30 protein-coding genes are annotated in these 26,124 nt (G+C 66.5%); 5 read left to right on the top strand and 25 right to left on the bottom strand.

Annotated features, from left to right (window positions below):
* Positions 1–8: 8 nt before the first annotated feature.
* The 13 genes from rpsC to rpsL all read right to left on the bottom strand — a co-directional run bounded on the left by rpsC (position 9) and on the right by rpsL (position 10,184).
* Positions 9–719, bottom strand: a complete 711-nt coding sequence (rpsC, locus tag ASE86_RS05885) for a 30S ribosomal protein S3 (RefSeq protein ID WP_056423589.1) — start codon at positions 717–719, stop codon at positions 9–11.
* Positions 719–1,096 carry a 50S ribosomal protein L22 gene (gene rplV / locus ASE86_RS05880; RefSeq protein ID WP_056423587.1) on the bottom strand — a complete coding sequence of 126 codons (378 nt, stop codon included), beginning with the start codon at positions 1,094–1,096 and terminating at the stop codon, positions 719–721. The genes rpsC and rplV overlap by 1 nt, the downstream gene beginning before the upstream one ends.
* Complete coding sequence (gene rpsS / locus ASE86_RS05875) at positions 1,096–1,374, bottom strand: 30S ribosomal protein S19 (protein WP_056423586.1); 279 nt, start codon at positions 1,372–1,374, stop codon at positions 1,096–1,098. Before rpsS ends, rplV begins: the two co-directional genes overlap by 1 nt.
* Positions 1,374–2,210, bottom strand: coding sequence for a 50S ribosomal protein L2 (gene rplB, locus ASE86_RS05870; protein WP_056423584.1), 837 nt, complete (start codon positions 2,208–2,210; stop codon positions 1,374–1,376). Before rplB ends, rpsS begins: the two co-directional genes overlap by 1 nt.
* A gap of 5 nt (positions 2,211–2,215) precedes the next feature.
* Entirely contained in the window at positions 2,216–2,530 is a 315-nt protein-coding gene (locus tag ASE86_RS05865) for a 50S ribosomal protein L23 (RefSeq protein WP_056423583.1), read from the bottom strand.
* A complete protein-coding gene (gene rplD, locus ASE86_RS05860; protein ID WP_056423582.1) occupies positions 2,523–3,149 on the bottom strand; it encodes a 50S ribosomal protein L4 in 627 nt (208 codons plus the stop codon). Before rplD ends, ASE86_RS05865 begins: the two co-directional genes overlap by 8 nt.
* Positions 3,150–3,151: 2 nt before the next feature.
* Positions 3,152–3,889, bottom strand: coding sequence for a 50S ribosomal protein L3 (gene rplC / locus ASE86_RS05855; RefSeq protein WP_056423580.1), 738 nt, complete (start codon positions 3,887–3,889; stop codon positions 3,152–3,154).
* A 326-nt stretch (positions 3,890–4,215) separates the two neighbouring features.
* Complete coding sequence (gene rpsJ / locus ASE86_RS05850) at positions 4,216–4,524, bottom strand: 30S ribosomal protein S10 (protein WP_056423578.1); 309 nt, start codon at positions 4,522–4,524, stop codon at positions 4,216–4,218.
* Positions 4,525–4,661: 137 nt separating this feature from the next.
* The gene (locus ASE86_RS05845) at positions 4,662–5,129 is read right to left on the bottom strand and encodes a hypothetical protein (RefSeq protein WP_235524001.1); all 468 of its coding nucleotides are present in this window, start codon (positions 5,127–5,129) and stop codon (positions 4,662–4,664) included.
* A 458-nt stretch (positions 5,130–5,587) separates the two neighbouring features.
* Positions 5,588–6,784, bottom strand: coding sequence for an elongation factor Tu (gene tuf, locus ASE86_RS05840; RefSeq protein ID WP_056423574.1), 1,197 nt, complete (start codon positions 6,782–6,784; stop codon positions 5,588–5,590).
* Between the two features lie 211 nt (positions 6,785–6,995).
* Positions 6,996–9,089: an elongation factor G gene (fusA, locus tag ASE86_RS05835; protein ID WP_056423572.1), complete on the bottom strand. Its 2,094-nt coding sequence runs from the start codon at positions 9,087–9,089 to the stop codon at positions 6,996–6,998.
* 197 nt (positions 9,090–9,286) lie between these two features.
* On the bottom strand, positions 9,287–9,757 hold the full coding sequence (rpsG, locus tag ASE86_RS05830) for a 30S ribosomal protein S7 (protein WP_056423570.1): 471 nt from the start codon (positions 9,755–9,757) through the stop codon (positions 9,287–9,289).
* Between the two features lie 55 nt (positions 9,758–9,812).
* Positions 9,813–10,184, bottom strand: a complete 372-nt coding sequence (gene rpsL / locus ASE86_RS05825; RefSeq protein WP_056426693.1) for a 30S ribosomal protein S12 — start codon at positions 10,182–10,184, stop codon at positions 9,813–9,815.
* Between the two features lie 295 nt (positions 10,185–10,479).
* Here rpsL and ASE86_RS05820 point away from each other — a divergent pair, with 295 nt between their 5' ends.
* Entirely contained in the window at positions 10,480–10,662 is a 183-nt protein-coding gene (locus ASE86_RS05820) for a hypothetical protein (RefSeq protein WP_156347035.1), read from the top strand.
* A 43-nt stretch (positions 10,663–10,705) separates the two neighbouring features.
* Here the strand turns inward: ASE86_RS05820 and ASE86_RS05815 are convergent, their stop codons facing one another.
* The 6 genes from ASE86_RS05815 to ASE86_RS05790 form a co-directional block, all read right to left on the bottom strand.
* A complete protein-coding gene (locus tag ASE86_RS05815; RefSeq protein WP_056423566.1) occupies positions 10,706–11,881 on the bottom strand; it encodes a S41 family peptidase in 1,176 nt (391 codons plus the stop codon).
* A 126-nt stretch (positions 11,882–12,007) separates the two neighbouring features.
* Positions 12,008–13,408, bottom strand: coding sequence for a dihydrolipoyl dehydrogenase (lpdA, locus tag ASE86_RS05810; protein ID WP_056423563.1), 1,401 nt, complete (start codon positions 13,406–13,408; stop codon positions 12,008–12,010).
* Between the two features lie 18 nt (positions 13,409–13,426).
* Entirely contained in the window at positions 13,427–13,843 is a 417-nt protein-coding gene (locus tag ASE86_RS05805) for a hypothetical protein (RefSeq protein ID WP_056423561.1), read from the bottom strand.
* Entirely contained in the window at positions 13,840–14,238 is a 399-nt protein-coding gene (locus ASE86_RS05800; RefSeq protein ID WP_056423559.1) for an acyl-CoA thioesterase, read from the bottom strand. The genes ASE86_RS05805 and ASE86_RS05800 overlap by 4 nt, the downstream gene beginning before the upstream one ends.
* On the bottom strand, positions 14,231–14,434 hold the full coding sequence (locus ASE86_RS05795) for a hypothetical protein (protein WP_056423556.1): 204 nt from the start codon (positions 14,432–14,434) through the stop codon (positions 14,231–14,233). Before ASE86_RS05795 ends, ASE86_RS05800 begins: the two co-directional genes overlap by 8 nt.
* Before the next feature lie 17 nt (positions 14,435–14,451).
* The gene (locus tag ASE86_RS05790; protein ID WP_056423554.1) at positions 14,452–15,765 is read right to left on the bottom strand and encodes a pyruvate dehydrogenase complex dihydrolipoamide acetyltransferase; all 1,314 of its coding nucleotides are present in this window, start codon (positions 15,763–15,765) and stop codon (positions 14,452–14,454) included.
* Between the two features lie 136 nt (positions 15,766–15,901).
* Between ASE86_RS05790 and ASE86_RS05785 the strand changes: the two genes are divergently transcribed.
* Positions 15,902–16,357, top strand: coding sequence for a universal stress protein (locus tag ASE86_RS05785; protein WP_056423552.1), 456 nt, complete (start codon positions 15,902–15,904; stop codon positions 16,355–16,357).
* Between the two features lie 216 nt (positions 16,358–16,573).
* Here the strand turns inward: ASE86_RS05785 and ASE86_RS16290 are convergent, their stop codons facing one another.
* Complete coding sequence (locus ASE86_RS16290; RefSeq protein WP_056423550.1) at positions 16,574–17,830, bottom strand: RcnB family protein; 1,257 nt, start codon at positions 17,828–17,830, stop codon at positions 16,574–16,576.
* A 126-nt stretch (positions 17,831–17,956) separates the two neighbouring features.
* Positions 17,957–18,442, bottom strand: a complete 486-nt coding sequence (locus tag ASE86_RS05775) for a GAF domain-containing protein (RefSeq protein ID WP_056423548.1) — start codon at positions 18,440–18,442, stop codon at positions 17,957–17,959.
* Between the two features lie 320 nt (positions 18,443–18,762).
* On the opposite strand from ASE86_RS05775, the gene ASE86_RS05770 reads away from it, so the two are divergent.
* Positions 18,763–19,017 carry a hypothetical protein gene (locus ASE86_RS05770; protein WP_056423546.1) on the top strand — a complete coding sequence of 85 codons (255 nt, stop codon included), beginning with the start codon at positions 18,763–18,765 and terminating at the stop codon, positions 19,015–19,017.
* A gap of 58 nt (positions 19,018–19,075) precedes the next feature.
* Positions 19,076–19,498, top strand: a complete 423-nt coding sequence (arfB, locus tag ASE86_RS05765; RefSeq protein ID WP_056423544.1) for an alternative ribosome rescue aminoacyl-tRNA hydrolase ArfB — start codon at positions 19,076–19,078, stop codon at positions 19,496–19,498.
* Positions 19,499–19,504: 6 nt separating this feature from the next.
* Here the strand turns inward: arfB and ASE86_RS05760 are convergent, their stop codons facing one another.
* The 3 genes from ASE86_RS05760 to ASE86_RS05750 all read right to left on the bottom strand — a co-directional run bounded on the left by ASE86_RS05760 (position 19,505) and on the right by ASE86_RS05750 (position 21,605).
* Positions 19,505–20,155, bottom strand: coding sequence for an RluA family pseudouridine synthase (locus ASE86_RS05760; protein WP_056423542.1), 651 nt, complete (start codon positions 20,153–20,155; stop codon positions 19,505–19,507).
* A gap of 39 nt (positions 20,156–20,194) precedes the next feature.
* Entirely contained in the window at positions 20,195–20,797 is a 603-nt protein-coding gene (gene wrbA, locus ASE86_RS05755) for an NAD(P)H:quinone oxidoreductase (RefSeq protein ID WP_056423540.1), read from the bottom strand.
* 85 nt (positions 20,798–20,882) lie between these two features.
* Entirely contained in the window at positions 20,883–21,605 is a 723-nt protein-coding gene (locus ASE86_RS05750; RefSeq protein ID WP_056423539.1) for a pirin family protein, read from the bottom strand.
* 122 nt (positions 21,606–21,727) lie between these two features.
* Here ASE86_RS05750 and ASE86_RS05745 point away from each other — a divergent pair, with 122 nt between their 5' ends.
* Complete coding sequence (locus tag ASE86_RS05745) at positions 21,728–22,630, top strand: LysR family transcriptional regulator (protein ID WP_056423537.1); 903 nt, start codon at positions 21,728–21,730, stop codon at positions 22,628–22,630.
* Between the two features lie 240 nt (positions 22,631–22,870).
* Here the strand turns inward: ASE86_RS05745 and ASE86_RS05740 are convergent, their stop codons facing one another.
* Positions 22,871–25,900: a TonB-dependent receptor domain-containing protein gene (locus tag ASE86_RS05740; RefSeq protein ID WP_056423535.1), complete on the bottom strand. Its 3,030-nt coding sequence runs from the start codon at positions 25,898–25,900 to the stop codon at positions 22,871–22,873.
* Positions 25,901–26,124: the final 224 nt, after the last annotated feature.

Here is a 26,124-nt window from a genome sequence, read left to right as displayed (position 1 = left end):
TCTAGCCCTTAGTTCCGGCGATCGTCGCGCATCGGGCGGACGCCCGAGGTCTGCGCTTCCATCATCAGCCGCTCCTGCGCGAGCGGGTCGTGACCCAGGATCTCGCCCTTGAAGATCCAGACCTTCACGCCGCAGACGCCGTAGGCGGTGTGCGCCTGCGCTTCTGCATAGTCGAGGTGCGCACGCAGCGTATGCAGCGGCACGCGGCCTTCACGATAGCTCTCGGTCCGCGCGATCTCGGCACCGCCCAGGCGGCCACCGCACATCACCTTGATGCCGTCGGCACCCAGACGCATCGCCGACTGCACCGCACGCTTCATGGCGCGGCGGAAGGCGATACGACGCTCGAGCTGGTCGGCGATGCCCTGCGCGACGAGCTTGGCATCGATTTCCGGCTTGCGGATCTCGACGATGTTCAGCGAGACTTCCGAAGAGGTCATGCCGTTCAGCGTCTTGCGCAGCTTCTCGATGTCGCTGCCCTTCTTGCCGATGATGACACCGGGACGGGCCGCATAGATCGAAATACGCGCCAGCTTTGCCGGACGCTCGATCACCACCTTCGAGATCGCGGCCTGCGGCAGCGTCTTCAGGATATACTGGCGGATTTTGAGATCCTCGAGCAGCAGGCGACCGTAATCGGCGCCCTCTGCGAACCAGCGGCTATCCCAGGTGCGGTTGATCTGCAGACGCAGACCGATGGGGTTGCTCTTGTGACCCATTACGCTTCTTCCTGCTCGCGCACGACGATGCGCAGACGGCTGAACGGCTTCAGGATGCGGGTGGACTTGCCACGGCCGCGCGTCGCGAAGCGCTTCATGGTGATCGACTTGCCGACCGACGCCTCGGCGACGACGAGGGCGTCGACGTCCAGGTTGTGGTTGTTCTCGGCGTTGGCGATCGCGGAGGCGAGCACCTTGCGCGCATCGACAGCCATCGCCTTCTTCGAGAAGGCGAGGATGTTCAGCGCGTCACCGACCTTGCGGCCGCGGATCAGCCCGGCGACCAGGTTCAGCTTCTGCGCCGAACCGCGGATCTGCGTGCCGACCGACAGCGCTTCGTTGTCGGCGACGCGACGGGGAGCCTTATCCTTAGACATCAGCGCTTGCCCTTCTTGTCAGCGGCATGGCCCGGGAAGAACCGGGTCGGCGCAAACTCACCGAGCTTCATGCCAACCATGTCCTCGTTCACCGACACCGGCACGTGCTTGCGGCCGTTGTAGACGCTGAAGGTCAGGCCGACGAACTGCGGCAGGATGGTGGAACGACGCGACCAGGTCTTGATCGCACCGGCACGGGTGCCGGCGTCCTGAGCGGCCTCTGCCTTCTTCAGAAGGTTCAGGTCCACGAACGGACCCTTCCAGACGGAGCGAGCCATTACTTCTTCCTCGCGTGGCGGCTGCGGATGATCATCTTGTCCGTCGCCTTGTTGTGACGGGTGCGCGCACCCTTCGTCGGCTTGCCCCACGGGGTGACCGGATGACGGCCGCCCGAGGTCCGGCCTTCACCACCGCCGTGCGGGTGGTCGACCGGGTTCTTGGCGACGCCGCGGGTCAGCGGGCGCTTGCCCAGCCAGCGATTGCGGCCGGCCTTGCCGAGGTTCTGGTTCTGGTTGTCGGGGTTGGACACCGCACCGATCGTCGCCATGCAGTTGGCGTGGATGTAGCGCTGCTCGCCCGAGTTCAGACGGACGATGACCATGCCGCGATCACGACCGACGACCTGAACGTACGTGCCTGCCGAACGGGCGATCTGGCCGCCCTTGCCCGGCTTCATCTCGACGTTGTGGACGATCGTGCCGACCGGCACCGAGCCCAGCTCCATCGCGTTGCCCGGCTTCACGTCGGTCTTCTTGCCCGCGATCACCTTGTCACCGACGCCGAGGCGCTGGGGAGCGATGATGTAGGCCTGGTCCGCCGCGTCGCCGTACGACACCAGCGCGATGAACGCGGTGCGGTTGGGATCATATTCGATCCGCTCGACGGTGCCTTCGATATCCCACGTACGACGCTTGAAGTCGATGATGCGATAGCGCTGCTTGTGACCGCCGGCGATGCCGCGCGAGGTCACATGGCCCTTGTTGTTGCGGCCACCCGTCTTGGTCTTGCCCTCGGTGAGCGCCTTGACCGGACGGCCCTTCCACAGCGCCGAGCGGTCGACCAGGATCAGGCCGCGGACGCCGGGCGAAGTGGGGTTGTAATTCTTGAGTGCCATGACCCTCAGACCCCCGTGGTGACGTCGATCGAGTCGCCGTCCTTCAGCGTGACAATCGCCTTCTTCATGTCGCTGCGGCTGTAGGGCGTGCCCTTCCAGCGCTTCGTCTTGCCCTTCTGGACCAGCGTGTTCACACCGGTGACGGTGACGTTGAACAGCGCCTCGACGGCAGCTTTGATCTCAGGCTTCGATGCGTCGTTGGCGACCTTGAACACCACCGCATTGGCTTCGCTGATCAGCGTCGACTTCTCGGTGATGTGCGGCGCCAGGATGACGTCGTAGTGGCGGTTCGCGACCGCGGCTTTCTGCGGCTTAGCCATTGAAGCGCGCCTCCAGCTTCTCGACAGCGGCGCGGGTCAGCACCAGCGTGTCATGCTTCAGGATGTCGTAGACGTTGGCGCCCACGGCCGGTAGGATGCTGACTTCGCGCAGGTTGCCCGCGGCCAGAGCGAAGCTCGTCTCGACGGCATCGCCATCGATGACCAGCGCGGTCTTGCCGAAGCCGAGCTTCGCGAGGTCGCCCTTGAGCGTCTTGGTCTTGTTGCCGTCGACGTTCAGCGTGTCCATGACGACCAGCGTGCCCGCCTTGGCATGGCTCGACAGAGCCATCTTCAGGCCGAGTGCGCGAATCTTCTTGTTCAGCGACGGATTGAAGTCGCGAACACGCGCACCGTGCGCCTTACCACCACCGACGAACACCGGAGCGCGGCGATCACCGTGACGGGCGACACCGCCGCCCTTCTGACGACCGAGCTTCTTGCCGGTGCGAGCGACGTCCGAACGCTCGCGAGTGCCACGCGCGGTCGCGCGACGCTTCTCGAGCTGCCAGGTGACGACGCGGTGCAGAATGTCGGCGCGCGGTTCGAGGCCGAAGACCTCGTCGTTCAGCTCGACATCTGCCGCATTCGTACCGGCGAAGGATTGAACCTTGACCTTCACGTTCAGCCCTCCTGGCCGTCGGTCGCGGGCGTTGCCGTAGCAGCGTCAGCGGTATTGGTGTTGGCGGCCTGCTTCAGGCCGGCCGGACGCGGCGCGTCCTGGTTCGGCTTCAGCTTGACCGAGTCCTTGACGAGCAGCCAGCCACCCTTCGAGCCGGGCACCGAGCCCTTCACGAAGATCAGGCCGCGCTCTGCATCCGTCGAGACGATCTCGAGGTTCTGCTGGGTGCGGGTGCGGGCGCCCATGTGGCCGGCCATCTTCTTGTTCTTGAAGACGCGGCCCGGGTCCTGGCGGTTACCGGTCGAACCGTGCGAACGGTGCGAGACCGACACGCCGTGCGTCGCGCGCAGACCGCCGAAGCCCCAGCGCTTCATGGCACCGGCGAAGCCCTTGCCCTGGGTCGTGCCCTGGACGTCGACCATCTGGCCGGCGATGTAATGTTCTGCCGAAATCTCGGCACCGACGTCGAGCAGGTTATCCTCGGTCACGCGGAATTCCGCCAGGATCGCCTTGGGCTCGACCTCGGCCTTGCCGAACATGCCGCGCTGCGGCTTGGCGACATTCTTGGCCTTGGCGCTGCCCGCGCCCAGCTGCACCGCGACATAACCGTCACGGTCGTTTTCCTTGCGTGCGACGACCTGGAGACCATCGAGCTGCAGGACGGTCACGGGCACGTGGCGCCCATCGTCCTGAAACAGCCGGGTCATGCCCAACTTCTTCGCGATCACGCCTGTGCGCATGATGCGTATTCCTTCCAAACAGAGGCTCCCGTTCCCGGGAGCGTGCCAACGAAAAGACCCCCCGACTACGTCGAAGGGCCAGCCCAATTCCAAGTGCCCCCGTCAGGGCCAGCGTTTTCGCTTCGTCATAAAGCGAAAGACGGGGACTCAGGCGCCAGTCGGTGACTGGCCGGTATCCCTGCTTTCGTGAGGATCGCCGAAGCGATTCTCAGCACGCAGCGGGTAAACCCGCGGCGGGAGATGGCCCCTTAGGGGAAGCGACCGCTTCCGTCAACAGGACCACCCCGCTTCACCGCCATGCCCGGGATGGACAAGGCGGCGTGGAATTATGCCAGCTTGATCTCGACGTCGACGCCGGCGGCCAGGTCGAGCTTCATCAGCGCGTCGACCGTGTTGGCGGTCGGCTGCACGATGTCGAGCATACGCTTGTACGTGCGCACCTCGAACTGCTCGCGGCTCTTCTTGTCGATGTGGGGACCACGGTTGACCGTGAACTTCTCGATCTTGGTCGGAAGCGGGATCGGACCACGGATCAGAGCGCCGGTGCGGCGCGCGGTGTCGGCGATCTCGCCGGTCGCGGCATCGAGCACGCGGTGGTCGAACGCCTTCAGACGAATGCGGATATTGTTGTCCATGTACCCTACCGATGCGAAAGAGCGGACCCCGTTGCCGGGGTTCTTGCTGTTGAACCTAACTGAGACGCGGGCCCTTACAGGCGAGTCAGGACGGGATCAACCCCGGGACACGAAAAAGCGACGAGTGCCCGCGCGCATCACCAGCATTTTCCGGTCGCCTGCCCCGCTTCGGGCAGGACGCGCAGGCGGCGCTTGCCCCAGTAGCTCAGGTCCATCGAGAAGCGGACCCGCGCTCCGGCCTTCGTCCAGATTTCCTGGTCGCCCTGGTTTTCCGAACCCGTCCGGCACCGCTGCCAACCCCGGATGCCCAGCGCCTCCACGACAGCGAACAGCGCCGACTGATCGGTATCGTGCCACAGCGTGAGCTGGGAGAAGCCGGCCGCCTGCCGCCTCGCGACATCGACCGCGCCCTGATACGGCCCGGCCCCGAGGATCGTGACGCCACCACGGCGGCACCGCAGTGCGCTGCCGGTATCGATGCACGGCGTGAAGCCGAGCTGCTCGGCAAAGGCTCGGGTGCCGGTGACGGGCAGGCCGTCGAAGCTGACGTTTGCGGGCGGTGGTGGCGGCGGGGCGGGCTGGCACGCCGCAAGGGTCGCGCTCACGATGGCAGACGCCCATCGATGTGCCGTCTTCGCCATGTGCCTTCCCCGTTCGTGCTGAGCCTGTCTAAGCACCGGTCTTCGTGCCGCAAGGCCATAGCAACTGTATCGTAGTACGGTGCTTCGACAAGCTCAGCACGAAAGGAGGGAGTCGCGCCCCACCCCTCCCCCCATCCGTCATCCCGGCGAAGGCCGGGGTCCATCGGGAGGCTCGTGGAAGGACTTGAGCCTCTGCGGAGTCCGTCGCGGCGCGGTGGACCCCGGCCTTCGCCGGGGTGACGGACGGGTGGGGTTACGCCGCGCGCATCGCTTCCCTGCGTCGGCAGGAGAGCACGTCCCTTCCCCGCCCCTAAACGAAGCGTCCGCCCAACCACACGCCCCTTACCCGCCCCAGAACGAAAAAAGCCCGGCCTCCCCTTGGGGAAGCCGGGCTCTTCGAACTCAGCCCTTTCGGGCGAAGCTTACTTCTCGATCGTCGCCACGACGCCTGCACCGACGGTGCGGCCGCCTTCGCGGATCGTGAAGCGCTGGCCCACGTCCATGGCGATCGGCGCGATCAGCTTGATGCCGAGAGCGACGTTGTCGCCCGGCATCACCATCTCGGTGCCTTCCGGCAGCTCGATCGTGCCGGTCACGTCGGTCGTACGGAAGTAGAACTGCGGGCGATAGTTGGCGAAGAACGGCGTGTGACGACCACCCTCGTCCTTCGACAGCACGTACACTTCCGACTTGAAGTCGGTGTGCGGCTTGATCGAACCCGGCTTGGCCAGAACCTGGCCACGCTCGACTTCTTCACGGCCCACGCCGCGGATCAGCGCGCCGATGTTGTCGCCGGCCTGGCCCTGGTCGAGCAGCTTGCGGAACATTTCGACGCCCGTGACAGTGGTCTTGCGGACAGTGTCCTGGATGCCGACGATCTCGACTTCCTCACCGACCTTGACGATGCCGGTCTCGACGCGGCCGGTCACGACGGTGCCGCGGCCCGAGATCGAGAACACGTCTTCGATCGGCATCATGAACGGCTTGTCGAGCGGACGATCCGGCTGCGGGATCGATTCGTCGACGGCGGCCATCAGGGCCAGGACGGCGTCCTTGCCCAGCTTGTCGTCGGTGCCGTTGAGGGCGGCGGTCGCCGAGCCACGGATGATCGGAATGTTGTCGCCGTCGAACTCGCGCTTGCTGAGCTCTTCGCGGACTTCCATTTCGACCAGCTCGAGGATTTCCTCGTCGTCGACCAGGTCGCACTTGTTGAGGAAGACGACCATCGTCGGCACGCCGACCTGACGCGCGAGCAGGATGTGCTCCTTGGTCTGCGGCATCGGACCGTCGGTCGCGGCGACGACCAGGATCGCGCCGTCCATCTGGGCGGCACCGGTGATCATGTTCTTCACATAGTCGGCGTGGCCTGGGCAGTCGACGTGCGCATAGTGACGCGCGTCGGTCTCGTACTCGACGTGCGCGGTCGAGATGGTGATGCCGCGCTCACGCTCTTCCGGCGCCTTGTCGATGTTCGCGAAGTCGACGGCGGCGTTGCCGGCAACGTTCTCTGCCAGGATCTTGGTGATCGCGGCGGTCAGCGACGTCTTGCCATGGTCGACGTGACCGATGGTGCCGATGTTCAGGTGCGGCTTGTTCCGCTCGAATTTTGCCTTGGCCATTGTTTCCTACCTTCTGGTCTGAATTGTCTTGTTCGCGAGCGGTGCCGCGTGCTGGACGCGGCCCCTTAGCGAGGGATTCGATTGATTTCCAGCCCCCTCCCCGATGGAAGGGCCGACAGCGGAGTTAATCCGCTGTCGTCGGACCGTGGCGTCGCCACGGCCGGCCGGCCTTTCGGCGTCTCGGGGCCAAGTCGCCTTGGCCCCGTGCGCCTTAGGCCAGCTTGGCCTTCACCTCGTCGGCGACGTTCTGCGGAACCTCGTCATAGTGCGAGAACTGCATCGAGTAGTTCGCGCGGCCCTGCGTGAACGACCGCAGCGAGTTCACATAGCCGAACATGTTCGCCAGCGGGACCATTGCCGTCACCGCCTGCGCGTTGCCGCGCGTGTCGGTGCCCTGGATCTGGCCACGGCGGCTGTTCATGTCGCCGATGACGTCGCCCAGATAGTCTTCCGGGGTGATGACTTCGACCTTCATCACCGGCTCCAGCAGCGTGATGCCGGCCTTCTGGGCGGCTTCACGCATCGCACCGCGCGCGGTGATTTCGAACGCCAGCGCCGACGAATCGACGTCGTGGTACGCGCCGTCGTACAGGACGATGTCGAAATCGATGATCGGGAAGCCGACCAGCGAACCCGTGGCGGCCGTCTCGCGGAAGCCCTTTTCGATCGCGGGGATATATTCCTTGGGAATATTACCGCCCTTGATCTCGTCCTTGAAAACGATGCCCGCACCGCGCTCGCCCGGCGTCAGCTTCACCTTCACGCGACCGAACTGGCCGGTACCACCCGACTGCTTCTTATGCGTGTAGTCGACGTCGACCGGCTTCTTCAGATATTCGCGATATGCCACCTGCGGCGCACCGACGTTCGCCTCGACCTTGAACTCGCGCTTCATGCGATCGACGAGGATCTCGAGGTGGAGTTCGCCCATCCCCTTGATGATCGTCTGGCCCGATTCGTGATCGGTCGACACGCGGAACGAGGGATCCTCGGCAGCCAGGCGGTTGAGCGCGATGCCCATCTTTTCCTGGTCGGCCTTGGTCTTCGGCTCCACCGACAGCTCGATGACCGGTTCCGGGAACTCCATGCGCTCCAGGATGATCGGATGCGCCGGATCGCACAGCGTGTCGCCGGTCGTCGTTTCCTTCAGGCCCGCGATGGCGACGATGTCACCGGCACGCGCCTCGTCGATGTCCTCACGCGAGTTCGCGTGCATGAGGAGCATACGGCCGATCTTTTCCTTCTTGTCCTTTACCGAGTTCAGGTAGCCACCCTTGGTCAGGGTGCCCGAATAGATGCGGGCGAAGGTGAGCGAGCCGACGAACGGATCGTTCATGATCTTGAACGCGAGCAGCGACAGCGGCGCGTCGTCTGACGCCGGACGCGAATCCGGGGTCTCGCCGTCGAGCTTCACGCCCTGAACGTCCGGGATGTCGAGCGGCGACGGCAGATAGTCGACCACCGCGTCGAGCAGCGGCTGAACGCCCTTGTTCTTGAAGGCCGAGCCGCAGACGATCGGCACGAATTCCATCGCCAGCGTGCCCTTGCGGATCAGCGCCTTCAGCTCGGCCACGGTCGGCTCGGTGCCTTCCAGGTACGATTCCATGGCGGCGTCGTCCTGCTCGACCGCCATTTCGATCAGGTCGCTGCGATACTTCGCGGCCTTCTCGGCGAGGTCCGCCGGGATGTCCTGATATTCGAACTTCGCGCCCAGCGACTCTTCCAGCCAGATGATCGCGCGATTGTTGACCAGATCGACCAGGCCCTTGAAGCCGCCTTCCATGCCGATCGGCAGGTACAGCACGGCCGGGCGGGCACCCAGGCGATCGACGATCGTGTCGACGCAATAGTAGAAATCGGCACCGGTGCGGTCGAGCTTGTTGACGAAGCACATCCGCGGAACCTTGTACTTGTCCGCCTGACGCCACACGGTTTCCGACTGCGGCTCGACACCGGCAACGCCGTCGAAGCACGCGACCGCACCGTCGAGCACGCGCAGCGAACGCTCGACTTCGATCGTGAAGTCGACGTGGCCCGGGGTATCGATGATGTTGATCAGATGCTCTTCGCCCTGACCGTCCTCGGCCTTCCACTTGCAGGTGGTGGCAGCCGACGTGATCGTGATCCCGCGCTCCTGCTCCTGCTCCATCCAGTCCATCGTCGCGGTGCCTTCATGCACTTCGCCGATCTTGTAAGACTTGCCGGTGTAATAAAGGATGCGCTCGGTCGTCGTCGTCTTGCCGGCGTCGATGTGCGCCATGATGCCGATATTGCGGTAACGCTCGAGCGGATGGCTGCGGGCCATGATCGTTCACTCCTGTGCCGACTGTGCGGCGGGCTAAATGCGTATGAGGGCTCCGAGTCCCAACCCGTTCGGGCTGAGCTTGTCGAAGCCCTGTCCTTCCTTCTTCACTTCGGAAGAAGTGCAGCCCTTCGACAAGCTCAGGGCGAACGGTATTGGGTGGAGGCGCCGGAGCGCTTCCACCCATATAGTAACCTAAATTACCAGCGGTAGTGGCTGAACGCGCGGTTCGCTTCCGCCATGCGGTGCGTGTCTTCGCGCTTCTTGACCGCATTGCCGCGGTTGTTCGACGCGTCGAGCAGTTCGCCCGACAGGCGCGCCGACATGGTGTGCTCGCTGCGGTTGCGGGCCGCAGTGATCAGCCAGCGGATGGCCAGCGCCTGGGCGCGCTCGGGGCGCACCTCGACCGGGACCTGGTAAGTCGCGCCGCCGACGCGGCGGCTGCGGACTTCGATGCCGGGCTTGATGTTGTTCAGCGCGTCATGGAACACGCCGAGCGGGTCCTTCTTCGCACGCGTTTCGACGGTTTCCATCGCCGAATACACGATGCCTTCCGCGACGGCCTTCTTGCCGTCCAGCATCACGCTGTTCATGAACTTGGACAGAACCTCATCACCGAACTTGGGGTCCGGCAGAATTTCCCGCTTCTCGGGACGACGACGACGAGCCATTGATTTCTTCCTTCAAACTTCAGCCATGCGAGGGTCGGCTAGCTAGCCGACCGGCTTACTTCGGACGCTTTGCGCCGTACTTCGAACGGCTCTGCTTGCGGTTCTTCACACCCTGCGTATCGAGCACGCCGCGCAGGACGTGGTAACGAACGCCGGGAAGATCGCGCACACGGCCGCCGCGGATGAGCACGACCGAGTGCTCCTGCAGGTTGTGGCCTTCGCCCGGGATGTACGAGATGACTTCGCGCTGGTTGGTCAGACGGACCTTGGCGACCTTGCGGAGCGCCGAGTTCGGCTTCTTCGGAGTCGTCGTGTAGACGCGCGTGCAGACGCCGCGCTTCTGCGGGTTCTGCTCCATCGCAGGGACCTTCGACTTGGCCTTCTGCGGTTCGCGACCCTTGCGGATCAGCTGGTTGATCGTTGGCATGAAGCCCTTCACCTTTGTGTTTACCGGCGAATTCCGGCGGTTACTTTGCTGGAGCCCTTGATGTTTCTCGAAACGCCGTAAAGGGCCGTGGGAAGCACATGCCCCCCGGGCCCCGTCAGTCTCCAGCAACGTTCAGCTCTGTCCCGGTTATGCTCGCACGGGCGGAATCACCCCCGCGGCCATCGACCGGGACGGAGGCGCCTATACGCAGATGGGTGCTTTCGGTCAACCGGGGCGCTCTGCCGGGTCAGGGGCTTAACCGCCTCGAAACGGGTCGCGGGGCATGGAAGCGGCCATGGCCTGTCCGCCCTGCCCCGCCCGCCCGCCCCTGCGCCGCAGCCTGCCTCTGATTCTGCGCGACTGGGCGCGGCGCGCGGCGAACGACAACCTGCCGATCGGAGCCGGCGCATGGATCGCCGTCAGCCGCGAACGGGCGGCACGCTATTACGCGGCAATCGCCCGGTCGGACGCCGAATAGGCCGCACCGGCGTCAAACCACCGCGTCGCGTCGCGGGATGCCGTCAATGGGGCCGGCGGCGGTCGGACGGTTCCGGCTTTGGGACGAAATCCTCACGCGGCACCCCGGACACCGACGACAGGCGTTCGGCCGGAAACTTGACCCGCAACCCGCTGGCGGGCAGCGTGAAATCATAGACCGCGCCGAGCAGTCCCGCCATCCGCGTTCCCATCACTGGAACGCCGATTGCGTCCAGGCCGATCGCCATTCCCTCGCCCATGCTGCCGGTCCATCGGCCCACCCGCGCGGACACGTGGCCGCGCCAGCGCTTGCCGGCGCGCGGCAGGACCTGCTCGATCCACTGGCGAGCGATGCCGGTTTCGCGCTCCTCGACCGGCAGGGTATGCACTTGATAACCGGTCGGCCGGTCGACAAACCATCCCATGACGGCCCGCGCGACGCTAGTATTACCGCCCGACCCCGTATCGGTCAGGTCCAGCACCAGCCGATCCCCCGGCGGCACCGCAGCCATGGCCGTGTCGAAGGCCGCGATCGTCGCTGAATCGCCCAGGCTGTCGTTGAAGCGTAGCGTGCTCGTACGGCCCGTGCGATCGACGATCACCGGAGGACCCGAGCGCGTCCGGGTATAGAGGCTGTCAAGCGTCAGCTCCCGCCGCACGGCATTTCGTTCGACGATCAACCGTCGCGGTCCATCGCGACGTCCCGCCACAAGCACCCGGACAGCATAGTCGGCACGCTGCGGAGTCTCGGTCAGGCCCAAGCGATCCCAGAAGCCGGTGACAGCGTCGGCGACCGGGCGTCCGCCGACCGCGACCAGGCGGTCTCCGGCGTGGATCCCCGCCTCGGCCGCCGGACTGCGATCGCGGACCGCGTCGATGACATAGCCGTCGCCATCGCGCACGACCCATACATCCGTAAAACTCGGCACCAGTGCCCAGCTGTCCCTGAACGACTGGCCCGTGATCGCATGGTGGTCCGCCAGGCTCGCGATCCGATCCTCGGCATAATGCAGCAGCGCCTCGCCACTGCGGACGGCGTCGCGTTCCGCGGCGAGGGCTGGAGAATCAGGCAGACGCCCGCCGGGCAGACGATCGATATAGGCGTAATTCTCGACGATCAGCCGATCCAGCGCGCGGGCATCGGATGCGTGGTCGAGTGGCGGGTCAGCGGCGGCCGTGAGGAGACATACGCAGGCAGCGGCGACGAGGCGGCGGATCATCAGTGAATTGTCCAGTTCGGAGCGATGTGTACCGCGCCACGCCGTATAACGGTGGCGGCTTCGCCACCACCGCTGCGCGCCGCGGCAAGCCTGCGATCGGCCGGAGCACATCGCAGGCCGCCCGCATCAGATATGCAGCGCCCGTCCGTACGCCGCCAACACGCTCTCGTGCATCATCTCGCTGAGCGTCGGGTGCGGGAAGACCGTCTCCATCAGCTCGGCCTCGGTCGTCTCCAGCGTCTTGCCGACGGTGTAGCCTTGGATCAGCTCGGTCACTTCCGCGCCGACCATGTGCGCGCCCAGCAGTTCGCCGGTCTTGGCGTCGAACACCGTCTTGATGAAGCCTTCCGCCTCGCCCAGCGCGATCGCCTTGCCGTTGCCGATGAACGGAAAGGTGCCGACCTTCAGCTCGTAACCGGCTTCCTTCGCCTTAGCTTCGGTCAGGCCGACACTGGCGACCTGCGGATGGCAATAGGTGCAGCCCGGGATGTTTTTCGGGTCCATCGCATGCGGATGGCCGCCGGCGATGGCTTCGGCCGCGATTACGCCTTCGTGGCTGGCCTTGTGCGCGAGCCACGGCGGGGCGGTGATGTCGCCGATCGCCCAGACCCCCTCGACATTGGTCCGGCACATCGCGTCGGTCTTCAGGAAGCCGCGGTCGTCGATTGCGACGCCCAGTTCCTTCAGGCCGATGTCGGCGGTGTTCGGCACGATGCCGATCGCGACGATGACGTGGCTGAACTCCGCCGCGGTTTCCTTGCCCGCCTTGTCCTTCAGCTTGGCGGTGACGCCCGTGTCGGTCGCCTTGAGGTCCGACACGCTAGCGCCGGTCAGGATGGTCATCCCCTGCTTCTTGAGCGCCTTTTCGAGGAAGGCGGACACGTCGGCATCCTCGACCGGCACGATGCGGTCCATCATTTCGACGACCGTCACGTCGGCGCCCATATCGTTATAGAAGCTGGCGAATTCGATCCCGATGGCGCCCGATCCGATGACCAGCAGCTTGGTCGGCATCTCAGGTGGCACCATCGCGTGACGATAGGTCCAGACACGCTTGCCGTCGGCCGGCAGGTTCGGCAGGTCGCGCGCGCGCGCGCCGGTAGCCACGATGATGTTCTTCGCGGTCAGCTCGGTCGTCTTGCCGTCCTTGTCGGTGACGCTGAGCTTCCCCTTCCCCGTCAGCTTGCCGGTGCCCATGTGCACCGCGATCTTGTTCTTCTTCATCAGGTGCGTGACGCCCTGATTGAGCTGCTTCGAGACACCGCGCGAGCGCTTGACCACCGCGTCGAGGTCGGCCGAGATGTTGTCAGCCTTCAGCCCGTAATCCTTGGCATGCTGCATGTAATGCAGGATCTCGGCCGAGCGCAGCAGCGCCTTGGTCGGAATGCAGCCCCAGTTGAGGCAGATGCCGCCAAGCAGTTCGCGCTCGACGATCGCGACCTTCAGCCCCAACTGGCTCCCGCGGATCGCCGCGACATAGCCGCCCGGGCCGGAGCCCAGCACGATCAGGTCATAGGTTTCGGCCATGTCGTTTCAGACTCCCGTTCAGAGATTGGATTTGCCGGGCAACAGGCTGAGCCCGCCGGCGAGAATGAGCATGTCGGCGACCGCCAGCAGCACGACCGCACTGGCAGACACCGGATTGGATCGGCGCCCGAAGGTGCCGCGCTGGCTCCAGACGCAGGCGGCGGCACAGACCACACCCGCGGCCAACACCGCGACGAGCCGTGCGGCCATCGGCGCGACGATGCTCGCGATCTGCCCGACCAGCACGCCGACGACGTTCCCGGCGATCGAGACGAAAAAGATCAGCGGGACCAACAGGAAAACCATCGGCAGGAAGACACTGTCGACGCTGTCATGATCGACCACCGCCGCGCGCAGCATCCAGAGCGCCAGCACGACCAGCGTCGTCGGCACCGCCGCCCCGATCGCGACCGGATACGCGAGCCAGGGGATCATCCCGCGATCGGACGCGGTTTGCGGTCCGCGTCGATCGCGACGAACACGAACTGTGCCTGGGTGACGAGGCAGCTTTCCTCGACATGGCGGCCGCGGCGCCAGGCCTGGACGTCGATCGTCATCGATGTGCGGCCGACCTTTACCAGATCGGCATAGACCGACACTTCGTCACCGACCGCGACCGGCGCGTGGAATTTCATGCCCTCGACCGCGATCGTCACCGCACGGCCGTGCGCGTGGCGCGATGCGACCAGGCCGGCGGCCATGTCCATCTGGCTCATCAGCCAGCCGCCGAAGATATCGCCGTACGGATTGGCATCCGCCGGCATCGTCGTCACGCGGATAGCGGGTTGTTGCGCCGGCGGGGTCTGAAGGGTCCGGATAGGCTCAGCCATGAGTGCGATCCTGTCGCCATGCGCGGCGGATGGGGCCGATACCGATCAACAGGATGATGACCGCGATCACCCAGCCACTGACCTCGATCTCGCGCCGCGCGAGGGGGTAGGCCCAGGCCGCGACGGAGACGATCGCCACCGTCGCGGCCAGCCCGGTCCCGATGAAGAAGAGTTCGATCAGCGTGCGCTTTGGCACCTGTCCGCTCCCTCGGCTCAGGCGATCATGCCGAGCGGTGATTCGACCAGCTCCTTGAACGCCTTCATCAGCTGCGCGCCGTCCGCGCCGTCGATCGCGCGGTGGTCGAAGCTGCCGGTCGCCGACATGACGGTCGCGACGCCCAGCGCGTCGTCAACGATGTACGGCCGCTTTTCGCCTGCGCCGATCGCCATGATCATGCCCTGCGGCGGGTTGATGACGGCTTCGAACTGCTTGATGCCGAACATGCCCATGTTGCTGAGCGACGCGGTGCCGCCCTGATATTCCTCCGGCTTCAGCTTCCCTTCCTTGGCGCGGCCGGCAAGCTCCTTCATCTGCGTCGAGATGCTCGACGGCGAGGCGTTGGCGGCGTCGCGGATGATCGGGGTGATGAGCCCGGTCGGGGTCGACACCGCGACCGAAACGTCGGCGCGCTTGTAGCTGACCAGCGAATCGCCGGTGAAGGTGACGTTGCACTTGGGCGTCGCGTCGAGCGCCACGCCCAGCGCCTTGATCAGCAGGTCGTTGACCGACAGCTTCACGCCGCGCGCGTCGAGCGCCTTGTTCAGGTCGGCGCGCAGCTTCAGCAGCGCATCGAGGCGGATGTCGACCGTCAGATAGATGTGCGGGACGGTCTGTTTCGATTCGGTCAGGCGACGCGCGATGGTCTTGCGGATGTTGGTGAGCTTCTCGACCTCGTGCGGGATGCTCTCGTCCCACCAGACCTTGGCCGGGGCCGCGGGGGCAGCGGCGGCAGGCGCTTCGCTGGCGGTCGGCGCCGGGGTCGGGGCACTTTCGGCGGCCTTCGCCGGAGCGGCGCCGGCCTTCGCGCTCTCTATGTCGGCCTTCACGATCCGCCCGTTCGGACCCGAGCCGGTGACGCCCGACAGCTCGACGCCCTTCTCCGCCGCCATGCGGCGCGCAAGCGGCGATGCCTTTACGCGGTCGCCCGAGGCGGCGGGGGCCTGAGCCGGCGTCGGCGTCGGCGTCGGGCTCGGCGCGGGCGCCGCAGCCTTGGGCGCTTCGGCGGGCGTTTCTTCCGCCTTGGGGGCTTCGGCCTTCGCCGCCGGTGCGGCGGACGCATCCTCGCCCTCGGCGGCGATCGTCGCGATGACAGTGCCGACCTTCACGCCGTCCGTACCCTCGGCGACCAGGATGCTGGCGATGGTACCTTCATCGACCGCCTCGAATTCCATCGTCGCCTTGTCGGTCTCGATCTCGGCGAGCAGGTCGCCCGCCTTTACGACGTCGCCTTCCTTGACCAGCCACTTGGCGAGCGTGCCTTCCTCCATCGTCGGGGAAAGCGCGGGCATTTTCAGATCGATCGCCATGACGGGTCCTGTTTCCGTTAGGGCGCCCTCTCTTGCGAACGCACCGCCTGCGGTCAAGGCCGCTTCTCGGGGCCGGCGCTTGCGTTGCCCCTCCGCAGACGGCACGTAGAGGCCGAAAAGGCGGGGGATGTGTGCAATGCGGACCTATCTGGTCGTGGTCGATGACAGTCCCGAGGCAGAAAATGCCCTGCGCTTCGCGGCGCGGCGCGCGGTGAAGACCGGCGGCGGGGTCGAGATCCTGGCGCTGATCCCGCCGTCCGAATTCGTCCAGTGGGGCGGCGTTCAGGCGACGATCGAGGACGAGGCGCGGCTGCATGCCGAAGCGGTCGTCGCGGGGGCTGCCGGCACGCTACTGGCGGAATCGGGCGTGACGCCGTCGATCGTGGTGCGCCAGGGCGACGGGCCGAAGATCGTCCGCGAGATGATCGACGCCAATCCCGAGATCGCCGCTCTGGTATTGGGTGCTGCGTCTAGCGGCGCGCCGGGGCCGCTGGTCAGCCACTTCGCAGGGACGGACGCAGGCGCGCTGAGCGTGCCGATTATGCTGATCCCGGGATCGCTCAGCCGTGAGGATATCGACCGGGTGAGTTGAGGGGCGCGAGCCCTCCTCCCTCCCCCCGTTCGGGCTGAGCTTGTCGAAGCCCTGCCCTTTCCTTCGTGTCACACTATGCCGCTCGAAGAAGAACAGCCCTTCGACAGGCTTAGGGCGAACGGAGGTTTGCCTAGCTGTCCTATTCCGAAGACCTCGTGAGCGCTGGCCCCAGAGGATGGGGTGGGCCGGGCACCTGCCCGACCCCACCCGATCCGGTCAGCGACTCAGGATCTTCGAACGCTGGAGGATCTTCGTCGGCGCGCGGTAGTGGCGCACCACCGCCCTCGGCTTGCGATAGACGTGTCGCGGGGTCTGGACGTTGTCGTAGTAGGTAATCGTCTCGACCGTTTCGGTGGTCGTCGGCATCACCGTGACGGTCGTCGTGGTACCGCCATAATAGCCGTACCCGCCCGAGCTGTAGACGCGGGTTTCGTACCCGCCGGCATAGCCGCCACCATAATGGACGACCGGCGGCGGGGGCAACATGCCCGGAGGCGGCGGCGGGGGCGGATAGGCGCCCGGCGGGGGCGGGGGCGGGAGGTCGCGGCCCGGATAGCCATAGGGCGTGCCGCGGTCGTCATGGCGCCGCTCATCGTGATAGCGCCGGTCGCGCCCGCGATCCTCGGCCCGATCGATCGCCGCACCGGCGACCGCACCGACGCCTGCGCCGATCACGGTGCCGGCCAGGCGATCGCCACGGCCGGCGATGACGTTGCCGGCCACACCGCCAACGACGCCGCCGATCACCGCGCCGCCGACACCGTTGTCGCGTCCGCGACCGCGCGGGGCGTAGTCATCGTCCACGCCGTCGGCGTAGTAGGCGTCGCCATCGTCATAGGCATAGTCGTCATAGGCGACCGCGCCGTCGTAGCGGTTCCAGTCGATCCCGCTGACACTGTCGAACACGCGCCCGCGCCCGTCGACCAGCACCGCGTCGTCGTAGTAGCGCGACCAGCTGTAGCCGACCGGCGGCGCGCCCAGACCATAGAAGGCAAAGTCGTTGATCGCGTAGCTCGGCGCGTACCAGTAGCTCGGCAGCACCCAGCCGCGGGTCGGACGGCGATACGCGCTCCAGCCGCCCGGCGCCCAGCCGCCGACCGCCCAGCGCCCGTCGATCCGGTTGCCCCAACGCGACCCGCCGGTCCAGCGCTGGCCGGTCCAAGTGCCCCGCGGGCCGCTCCAGCTGCGCGACCAGCTGCCCGAGCGGGCCTGGCTGTTGGCGCCCGACCAGGCGCCGCCGCGCGGACCCGACCAAGTACCGCCGCGGACCTGGACCCCGCTCCAGCCGCCACCGCGCGGCATCGCCATCGGCGGTGCGCTGCGCGCCTGGCTGAAGGCGCCGCCGGCACCGGCCCGCGCACCGGCGAACGTGCCCGGCGCGCTCATTGCGCCGCTGCGGGCGACGGACTGGGCAAAGGCCGCCGCAGGAACCAGTGCGGTCGCGGTCAGCGTGGCAATCCAAAGGCTGCGCATCGTTAAAACTCCCTGTCGGTGCGCCCCCGCACCAAGGTTAAGGCTTAACGAGAGAATAAGCGTCCGGAGCCATGTTTTGAACGCGAAACGATGGTTAATCGAATCCCGATCCGGGGCAGCGACCGGTTAACGCGCGAGCCGCGGCGCAAGGATGCGCATCAGCGCCTCGCATCCCGCGGCATCGCCGGCATCGAACCGGGCGGGCGACGGGCTGTCGAGATCCAGCACGCCGATCAGTTCACCCTGGCTGACGATCGGCACGACCAGTTCCGACCGGCTGGCGGCATCGCAGGCGATGTGGCCCGGAAAGGCATGGACGTCTTCGACCAGTTGCGTCTCGCGCGTCTGCGCCGCCGCACCGCACACGCCCTTGCCGACCGGGATGCGGATGCACGCCGCCTTGCCCTGGAACGGCCCCAGGACGAGTTCGTCGTTCACGTTGCGATAGAAGCCTGCCCAGTTGAGGTCGGGCAGATATTGCCAGATCAGCGCGGACACGTTGGCCATGTTGGCGATCGCGTCGGGCTCGTCGGCGGTCAACGCGTCGAGCGCGGATTCGAGATCGCGGTAGAGGTCTGACTTGGACTCGGCGGTGATGGTGAAATCGTACATGGGCCTGAATATAGCGTGCCTGGTGCCGTCCGGGGAGAGGCGCCGCCGCGCGGTATTCCGCGACGGCGACAAATGCGATGTGGATTAGCTTTTTCTAAGGGTCGGCCGATCTATCGATGGCACATGCCGGCGTTCTCGGCAGGAAGAGCAGCCCCATGTCCCGTCGCCACGATGTCTCACCGGAAACGATCGGCGCAGCCGCCGCCTGGGAGGTCGCGAGTTGCACGGAGCGCAAATGTCTATCCCTGCGGATCCGCGGATTCTTTTCCGAAACGGACGTTCACGCCTTCGCCCGGACGGTCGGCAACCACATTCGGGCGATGCGCCCCCTGCCCCCGACCGGGCACGTCAGCGTGTGCGACGCGAGCGGCATCGTGATCCAGTCGCAGGCCGCGGTCGCCGCGTTCAGCGCGATGTTGCGAAACCCCACGGCACGATCCCGTCGGCTGGCCTTCGTATCGGATTCGGCGCTGGCCAGGATCCAGATCCGCCGCCTGTCCGGTCGCGAGGATATCGCCTTCTTCGACACGGTCGAACAGGCGGAGGCCTGGGCGACGGCGCCCGACACGCCGTGAGCGGCGCCACGCCGGGCAGCCGCGTGACAGACCCGCCCAATCGCCATATCGAAGGCCCATGCCCCGCATTCCGGTCACCCGCTCGATTGCCCTCGACGACGACGAACTGACCTATACCGCGACGCGGGCCAGCGGCGCCGGGGGGCAGCATGTCAACACCACCGACAGCGCCGTCATCCTGCGGTTTGACGTGGCCCAATCCCCCAATCTGCCCGACGCGGTGAAGCGTCGGCTGGCGGCGCTGGCGGGCAGCCGGATGACGCGCGACGGCGTGCTGTCGCTGCGTAGCGAGGGATCGCGGTCGCAGCACATGAACCGCGAGGATGTGCTGACGCGCCTGCTGGAGATGATTCGCGAGGCGACGATCGTCCCGAAGGCGCGACGTCCGACGAAACCCGGCAAGGCGGCGAAGGCGCGGCGGATGGACACCAAGTCCAAACGGTCGTCGGTCAAGGCGCTGCGCGGCAAACCGACCGACTGACAATCGCTAGTTGCCGAAGCCCAGCGTCCCGAAGCGGGCCGGCAGGTCGGCCTCCGCCTCGATCGGCGGCTTGCCGGGGCGGGCGAGGCGCAGGCTGGCGGCGTGGAGCATCATGCCCTCGCCGCCCCCACTGCCATAGACGGGGTCGCCGACGATCGGCAAGCCGAGCCCCGTCGCGGCATGAACGCGCAACTGATGGGTCCGCCCTGTTTCGGGCCGGAATTCGACCAGCGCGCGACCGTCCTGCACCGCGACCAGCGACCAGTGGGTGCGCGCCGCCTTGCCGTCGGCGCGACCGATCATCCGCCAGCCACTCTCGCGCGTGCTGACCTTCGTCAGCGGCAGGTCGATCAGCCCGCCCTCCCCCTCCGGCACGCCGTCGAGGACGGCGAGATAGCGCTTGGCCACTTCGCCCGCCTCGAACGCCTGGCCGAAGCGTTTCATCGCGCCGGGATTGCGGGCCAGAAGCAGGCAACCGCTGGTGTCGCGGTCGATCCGGTGGACCGGCTGCGGCAGGCGGTGGAAGCCGAAGGTCAGGTCGCCCAGCATCGTCTCGACGCTGGGCGACCGGTCGCGCGGGGAATCGACCGGCAGGCCGGCGGGCTTGTCGAGGACGATCGCCTCGCCATCGAGGAAGATGATACGATCTGCGAGCATCACCGCCCTATACACGCTGCGCTGGCCACCGCGAGGGGGTCAGCCGACCAGCTTCGCCGCAACCTCGGCGACGCGGCGCCCCTGGTAGCGAGCGCCATCCAGATCGACGCTGCTCGGCTGGCGGCTGCCGTCGCCGTCCGCGATCGTCGATGCGCCATAGGGGGTGGTGCCGTGGACTTCGCTCACGCCGCTGTGGCCTTCATAGCCATAGTCGAGCCCGACCACGACCATGCCGAAGTGCAGCAGGTTGGTGATGATGCTGAACAGGGTGGTTTCCTGACCGCCATGCTGGGTGGCGGTCGATGTGAAGGCAGCGCCGACCTTGCCGTTCAGGCCGCCCTTGTACCAGAGCCCGCCGGCGGTGTCCCAGAACGCCGCCATCTGGCTCGACATGCGGCCGAAGCGGGTCGGTGACCCTACGATGATCGCGTCGTAGTCGGCCAGCTCGTTCGGGTCGGTCATCACCGGGTGCGCAGTGTCGGTCTTGAATCCGGCGTTCTTGGCAACCTCGTCCGGCGCGGTTTCGCGGACGCGACGGATGTCGACCTCGGCACCGGCGCCGCGTGCGCCTTCGGCGACGGCATCCGCCATCTGCTCGATATGGCCGTAGGACGAATAATAGAGGACGAGGACTTTCGCCATGACATGCGCTCCTGAATCTGGATGGGCCTAAATCTGGATGGGGCGGCCCGAGGTCGCAGGGACAACGCCTCGGGCCGAAAAGGGTTTACTCGCTGTCGACCAGGACGATCTCGGCCTCGTCGGTGGCGGTGATCGTGTAGGTTCGACCGCCGACCAGTGCGGCGCCGTCGCGGGCGGCGATGGTTTCGCCGTCGATGTCGAGCGCTCCCGTCGCGGGGACGAGATAGGCATGACGGCCGGCGCCCAGGTCGTAGGTCAGCGTTTCGCCGGCCTTCAGCGTCGCGCCGAGCACGCGCGCCTCCGCCCGGATCGGCAACGCGCCGGCCGCGATCTCGTCGGTGAAACCGCTGGCGAGCGTCTGGAAGCTACCTGACCGGTCGCCCTTGGGAAACGGCTTCGCGCCCCACGACGGTGCGCCGCCGCTGGTGCGCGGCTCGATCCAGATCTGGAAGATTCGCGTCTCTTCGCCCTCCAGGTTATACTCGGCATGGCGCACGCCGCTGCCCGCCGACATCACCTGCACGTCGCCCGCACCCGTGCGTCCCTGGTTACCCATCGAATCCTGGTGCGTGATCGCGCCTGCGCGCACGTAGGTGATGATTTCCATGTCGCGGTGCGGGTGCGGCGGAAAGCCGCTGTTGGCGGCGATGGCATCGTCGTTCCACACGCGGATCGCGCCCCAGCCCATGCGGGCCGGATCATGGTAATTGGCGAAGCTGAAATGGTGCCGCGCATCGAGCCAGCCGTGGTTGGCATGACCCAGCGTTTCGAAGGGGCGGCGGTCGATCGTCTTACGTGTGTCGAGCATCGGACAACTCCTTGGGTGTCACCAATATCGGCCCACGGGCCGGTCGCGTAAATGGAAACGTTGGAAACAGATTGTTTCGTGGTTATGATGCGGCACCGTTGATATCGACTGGGAAACGAGAGATGCGCCTGCCCGATTTCGAAGCCTGGGCGATGTTCGCCTGCGTCGTCGAGCATCGCTCGTTCACCGCGGCCGCCAACGCGATCGGGGTGAGCAAGGCGACCGTCAGCAAGGGCGTCGCGCGGCTGGAGCAGTCGCTTGGCACGACGCTGTTCCACCGCACCTCGCGTCGGCTGGCGCTGACCGACAGCGGGCAGGCCCTGGCGGAGCGTGCCGCGCGTATCTTGGCCGAGGCACAGGGCGCGGAGGAAGCCGCCCGCGACGCTGCGCGCGCGCCGACCGGGCTTGTCAGGATCGCCGCGCCGATCACCTTCGGCATCCGCTTCGCCGCCGACGCCATCGCCGACCTGATCGCGGCGCATCCGGGGATCGAGATCGACCTGCGGCTATCGGACGCACGGGTCGACATCGTGGCGGACAATTTCGACATCGCGCTGAGGATCGCCGACCTGCCCGACAGTTCGCTGCGCGCGCGCCGGCTGGCCCCGGTCACCGTCCGCGTCGTTGCGTCACCCAGATACCTGGCCGCGCATGGCACGCCGCGCCACCCGGCCGACCTCGCGACCCACGCCTGCTTCGCCTATGCCAACGCCATCGGCGCCTGGCACTTCCGCGGCCCCGGCGGCGAGGAAGCTGCGGTGCGCCCGGCCGGGCCGCTCGTCACCGACAACGGCGACGCGATGCTGCCGGCGCTGTGCGCAGGCCTCGGCATCGCGCGGCTGCCCGATTTCATCGTCGATCCCGAACTCGCCGCCGGCCGCCTGGTCGAAATCCTGCCCGAATGGTCGAGTGCGGGAATCACGCTCCACCTGCTGACGCCGCCCAGCCCCCTGCGCCCGGCGCGAGTGGAGGTGGTGATCGACTTCCTGGCGGCGCGCTTTCGGGAGTTGTGTACCGGGCGGTGAGCCCACATTTGCGTGTCACCCATCACCGTTCTTACTGAGCTTGTCGAAGTGCTGCCCTTCGTCGTCGCGACCGCACGAAGAAAAGGACAACGTCTCGACAGGCTTAGCACGAACGGGGATGATGGAGTGATTAGCCACGCGCCGCGGCAAAGCCGCGTCGTCGGTCGGCGCTTTTAGCGCCGCCGGCCGGTTCGGGCTCAGGCTCGGCGCCAGCTTTCGCTGGCGCCTTGCCGCCCGTCCTTAGAACTTCGCATCCACCCCGATCGTGAACGAGCGCAGCCGCGGGTCGGCGACGCGCGGTTCCCACGACCCGCCGGCACCGGTATTGCCGTCATAGGTGATCGCGAACGGCGGCTTGGTGTCGAACAGGTTGCGGATGCCGGCCGTAATCTTGAAGTCGGGCGACAGGCCCGTGTACGCGACCGACAGGTTGTACACGATGTATTCCTGCACGAACCGGTTGTAGTCCGGCCGCGTCACCGTGCCCGCGGCGATGCCCGGCAGGGCGCCGTTGCGATACCCGTCGCGGTAGATCTGCGTCAGCGTGATACCGAAATCCTGCCGCGTGTAGTTGATGAAGGCGGTGTGCTTCCACTTCAGACCCAGATCGCCGGCGAAGGTGAAGACGCCGATCAGGCTCGGGCCATAGGCCGAGGTCTGGGTCAGCTTCTCGCGCTTCTTCAGCAGGTAGGTCCCCTCCATCCCGAAGTTCACCCGGCCGCCGAGCACGTCCTCGAACCCGCCGCGCGCGGAGAAGTCGAGCGCCTGGGTCCGCCGGGCGCCGGCATTGATGAAGCGGTTGTCCAGGTCGGTGATGACGTTGGTCGCCGGGTCGCGGATGAAGCGTTCCGGGAACAGCGCCGCATTCTGGATCAGCTGCGTCAGCGTCAGGCTGGTGATCGTGTTATCGACCGCGACGCTCCAGAAATCGACCGAGGCCGACCACAGCCGCGACGGGGTGAACACGACACCGCCGGTGAATTGCTTGGTCGTCTCCGGCCCGAGGTTCAGATTGCCGCCGGTCAGGATGTCGGGGCGGATGAAGGCGCAGTTGGGATCGGTCGTGTTCGGCGTGAACGTCGGGCACCGGATCGGATCGACCAGGTCGCTGCCCGAATACGGGCTGTCGGTGACGCCGTTAAAGATCTGGTTGAACGCCGGCACGCGGAAGCCGGTGTTGTACGACCCGCGGAACATCAGCCAGTCGGTCGGCGTGAACTTGGCCGACACCTTCGGATTGAACGTGCTGCCGAAGCCCGTGTAATCGTCGACGCGGCCGGCAAGCGTGATTTCCAGCGGACGGCCGATCGGGATCATCACTTCGCCGAACGCGGCCTTCACGTTGCGGTTCTTCGGCGTCAGCGCATTCACCGCGTCGAAGGCGGCCAGGAAGATGACCGGCCCGGTCGCGGATGCCGGCGTGCCGTTGAACGAATAGGTCTCGCGACGGTAATCGACGCCGAACGCCGCCTTGATCTCGCGACCCCAGATCGGGAACAGGCCGCCCGACACCGATCCGTCGAACTGCTTCACCTCGTACTTGCCGCCGTAGAGCGTCGCACCGAACGCCGATATCGCGGCCAAGCCCGCCTTCGCGGCATCCGACTGCTCGACGCTGAACGGATTGATGATGCCGCTGTTGAGCAGGCCGAGCAGGCCCGGCGCGCTGGCACCGGGCGCCGTCGGCGCCGTGGGATCGACCGCGTTGGTCGCCGTCGTGCCGCGGTAGTAATAGCCGTTGCCGAGCGTCGATTGCGCCGAACTGCGCGCATAGGATGCGCCGGCGCGATAATCCCAGTCGCCGAACAGCGGGCCTTCGAAGCCCAGCGCGGCGCGGAACGTCTTGGTGTTCGTGTTGTATTCGCGGGGCCCGCACTCGATACACCGCCAGCGGTACGCGATCGGTTTCCCGTAGTTGCCGATGTTGTCGTCGGTCCGGTCATTGACCGCGCCGATCGCCGGGAAGATTGCGGCGATCTGGCTGTAGATCGCATTGTAGGTGGTGCGCGTGATGTCGTTCAGCGGGTAGGCGACCTGCAGGTTGCTGGTGTTGCCGCTGACCTGCGCGTTCGAGAAGCGCTTGGCCGACGTCGCGTCGGACCCGGTGATCTCCAGCGAGATGTCGTGCCGCCCGCCGATGCGCAGCACGCCGCGCCCGAAATAGGTCAGCGTCTCGATCGGCTGCTGGAGCACCGCGGCACGGCCCGTATCCCAGGCGCAGGCAAAGCGCGCGCCCGGCGCATTCCACAGCTGCTCGTCATAAGCGAGGCCGCCGTCCATCGTCTGGCAACCTGCCCCGCCCGGCAGGTCGAGCACGTTGATGCCGCCGTTGGCGACGATGTTCGTGCCCGGGATGAACAGGTTGGTCAGCTGCGTCGCGCCGCTCGTCCCGCCCAACAGCGTACCGCGCGGGAAGAACGCGGCGCTGGGGTTGAGCGGAAACGCCGTCGCGATCGGCGTGCCGCGCGTATCGATCGTCAGGCCGCGGTTCGGCTGGTTGCCGTTCACGAAGTCGCGCGCGGCACCCTGCAAGGCGCCGTTCCAGCTCTTCGACACCGAGGCCATGACGTTGAAGCCATTTTCCTTGATGTCGCCATATCCGGCGATCGCACTGAGGCGATAGATCGGCGCGTCGCCGCGCTGGGTGATATCGGTGAAGCCCTGAAGCCCCACGCCCTGATAGTCCTTGCGCGTGATGAAATTGATGACGCCGCCGACCGCGTCGGTGCCGTAGATGGCCGACGCGCCGTCCTTCAGCACCTCGACCCGCTCCAGCGCGGCGAACGGAATCTGGTTCACGTCGACGGCACCGCCGGTCAGCCCGTGCGCCGCGACGCGACGACCGTTCAGCAGGACCAGCGTGCCGGCCGGGCCCTGCCCGCGCAGGTTCGCCGCCGACAGGCCGTTCGTGCCGCGCTGCGCGCCGCTGGTCACGTCGGCGTTCGACGCCAGATTGTCCGCACCCGTTCCGTTGACCGACAGGAAGCCGATCAGCTGCTCGGGGTTGCTGATCCCGTTTTCCTCCAGCTGCTGCGTCGTGATGATCTGCAGCGGCAGCGCCGACTTGTTCGGGTCCTGCTTGATCCGCGATCCGGTGACCAGGATTTCGCCGCTGTCGTCGCGGCCGCTGTTCAGGCCCGCGCCCGTCTGCGGCAGCTCGGCCCCGGTCGGCGTCGCGGCAGGCTGCGTCGTCCCTCCGGTCGATGTCTGCGCGAGCGCGGGGCTGGCGAGGCAGGTGGCGGACAGGAGCAGCGCAGCCGTGAACTTCATGATTTCCCCCAAAGACGTCGTGCGCGGCGGTTTGATTGTGCGAGGCACCCCCGTGCCTTGCTGCCGCGCTATCGATGAAAACGCTATCATGGCGGCGACCGATAGCAATGGGGCTGCCGCTGCGGCGGTCGCTTTCCGTCGCCGAGTGACGCGAAAACGCAACAATCTCTCTTAGAGCGGTTTCCGATCAATCTGCACCATCGTGACGGAGCCGATTTTGGTTT

Source organism: Sphingomonas sp. Leaf33 (genome assembly GCF_001421785.1).
Taxonomy (GTDB): domain Bacteria; phylum Pseudomonadota; class Alphaproteobacteria; order Sphingomonadales; family Sphingomonadaceae; genus Sphingomonas.
Note: the sequence above shows the minus strand (reverse complement) of the source record. Positions and strands in the feature narration are given on the sequence as shown.

Excerpts from the sequence above, each read along its gene's own strand:
- rpsC (WP_056423589.1), bottom strand. The coding sequence starts at position 719 with ATGGGTCACAAGAGCAACCCCATCGGTCTGCGTCTGCAGATCAACCGC.
- rplV (WP_056423587.1), bottom strand. The coding sequence starts at position 1,096 with ATGTCTAAGGATAAGGCTCCCCGTCGCGTCGCCGACAACGAAGCGCTG.
- rpsS (WP_056423586.1), bottom strand. The coding sequence starts at position 1,374 with ATGGCTCGCTCCGTCTGGAAGGGTCCGTTCGTGGACCTGAACCTTCTG.
- rplB (WP_056423584.1), bottom strand. The coding sequence starts at position 2,210 with ATGGCACTCAAGAATTACAACCCCACTTCGCCCGGCGTCCGCGGCCTG.
- ASE86_RS05865 (WP_056423583.1), bottom strand. The coding sequence starts at position 2,530 with ATGGCTAAGCCGCAGAAAGCCGCGGTCGCGAACCGCCACTACGACGTC.
- rplC (WP_056423580.1), bottom strand. The coding sequence starts at position 3,889 with ATGCGCACAGGCGTGATCGCGAAGAAGTTGGGCATGACCCGGCTGTTT.
- rpsJ (WP_056423578.1), bottom strand. The coding sequence starts at position 4,524 with ATGGACAACAATATCCGCATTCGTCTGAAGGCGTTCGACCACCGCGTG.
- tuf (WP_056423574.1), bottom strand. The coding sequence starts at position 6,784 with ATGGCCAAGGCAAAATTCGAGCGGAACAAGCCGCACCTGAACATCGGC.
- fusA (WP_056423572.1), bottom strand. The coding sequence starts at position 9,089 with ATGGCCCGCAGCCATCCGCTCGAGCGTTACCGCAATATCGGCATCATG.
- rpsG (WP_056423570.1), bottom strand. The coding sequence starts at position 9,757 with ATGGCTCGTCGTCGTCGTCCCGAGAAGCGGGAAATTCTGCCGGACCCC.
- rpsL (WP_056426693.1), bottom strand. The coding sequence starts at position 10,184 with ATGCCAACGATCAACCAGCTGATCCGCAAGGGTCGCGAACCGCAGAAG.
- ASE86_RS05820 (WP_156347035.1), top strand. The coding sequence starts at position 10,480 with ATGGCCTGTCCGCCCTGCCCCGCCCGCCCGCCCCTGCGCCGCAGCCTG.
- ASE86_RS05815 (WP_056423566.1), bottom strand. The coding sequence starts at position 11,881 with ATGATCCGCCGCCTCGTCGCCGCTGCCTGCGTATGTCTCCTCACGGCC.
- lpdA (WP_056423563.1), bottom strand. The coding sequence starts at position 13,408 with ATGGCCGAAACCTATGACCTGATCGTGCTGGGCTCCGGCCCGGGCGGC.
- ASE86_RS05805 (WP_056423561.1), bottom strand. The coding sequence starts at position 13,843 with ATGATCCCCTGGCTCGCGTATCCGGTCGCGATCGGGGCGGCGGTGCCG.
- ASE86_RS05800 (WP_056423559.1), bottom strand. The coding sequence starts at position 14,238 with ATGGCTGAGCCTATCCGGACCCTTCAGACCCCGCCGGCGCAACAACCC.
- ASE86_RS05790 (WP_056423554.1), bottom strand. The coding sequence starts at position 15,765 with ATGGCGATCGATCTGAAAATGCCCGCGCTTTCCCCGACGATGGAGGAA.
- ASE86_RS05785 (WP_056423552.1), top strand. The coding sequence starts at position 15,902 with ATGCGGACCTATCTGGTCGTGGTCGATGACAGTCCCGAGGCAGAAAAT.
- ASE86_RS16290 (WP_056423550.1), bottom strand. The coding sequence starts at position 17,830 with ATGCGCAGCCTTTGGATTGCCACGCTGACCGCGACCGCACTGGTTCCT.
- ASE86_RS05775 (WP_056423548.1), bottom strand. The coding sequence starts at position 18,442 with ATGTACGATTTCACCATCACCGCCGAGTCCAAGTCAGACCTCTACCGC.
- ASE86_RS05770 (WP_056423546.1), top strand. The coding sequence starts at position 18,763 with ATGCGCCCCCTGCCCCCGACCGGGCACGTCAGCGTGTGCGACGCGAGC.
- arfB (WP_056423544.1), top strand. The coding sequence starts at position 19,076 with ATGCCCCGCATTCCGGTCACCCGCTCGATTGCCCTCGACGACGACGAA.
- ASE86_RS05760 (WP_056423542.1), bottom strand. The coding sequence starts at position 20,155 with ATGCTCGCAGATCGTATCATCTTCCTCGATGGCGAGGCGATCGTCCTC.
- wrbA (WP_056423540.1), bottom strand. The coding sequence starts at position 20,797 with ATGGCGAAAGTCCTCGTCCTCTATTATTCGTCCTACGGCCATATCGAG.
- ASE86_RS05750 (WP_056423539.1), bottom strand. The coding sequence starts at position 21,605 with ATGCTCGACACACGTAAGACGATCGACCGCCGCCCCTTCGAAACGCTG.
- ASE86_RS05745 (WP_056423537.1), top strand. The coding sequence starts at position 21,728 with ATGCGCCTGCCCGATTTCGAAGCCTGGGCGATGTTCGCCTGCGTCGTC.
- ASE86_RS05740 (WP_056423535.1), bottom strand. The coding sequence starts at position 25,900 with ATGAAGTTCACGGCTGCGCTGCTCCTGTCCGCCACCTGCCTCGCCAGC.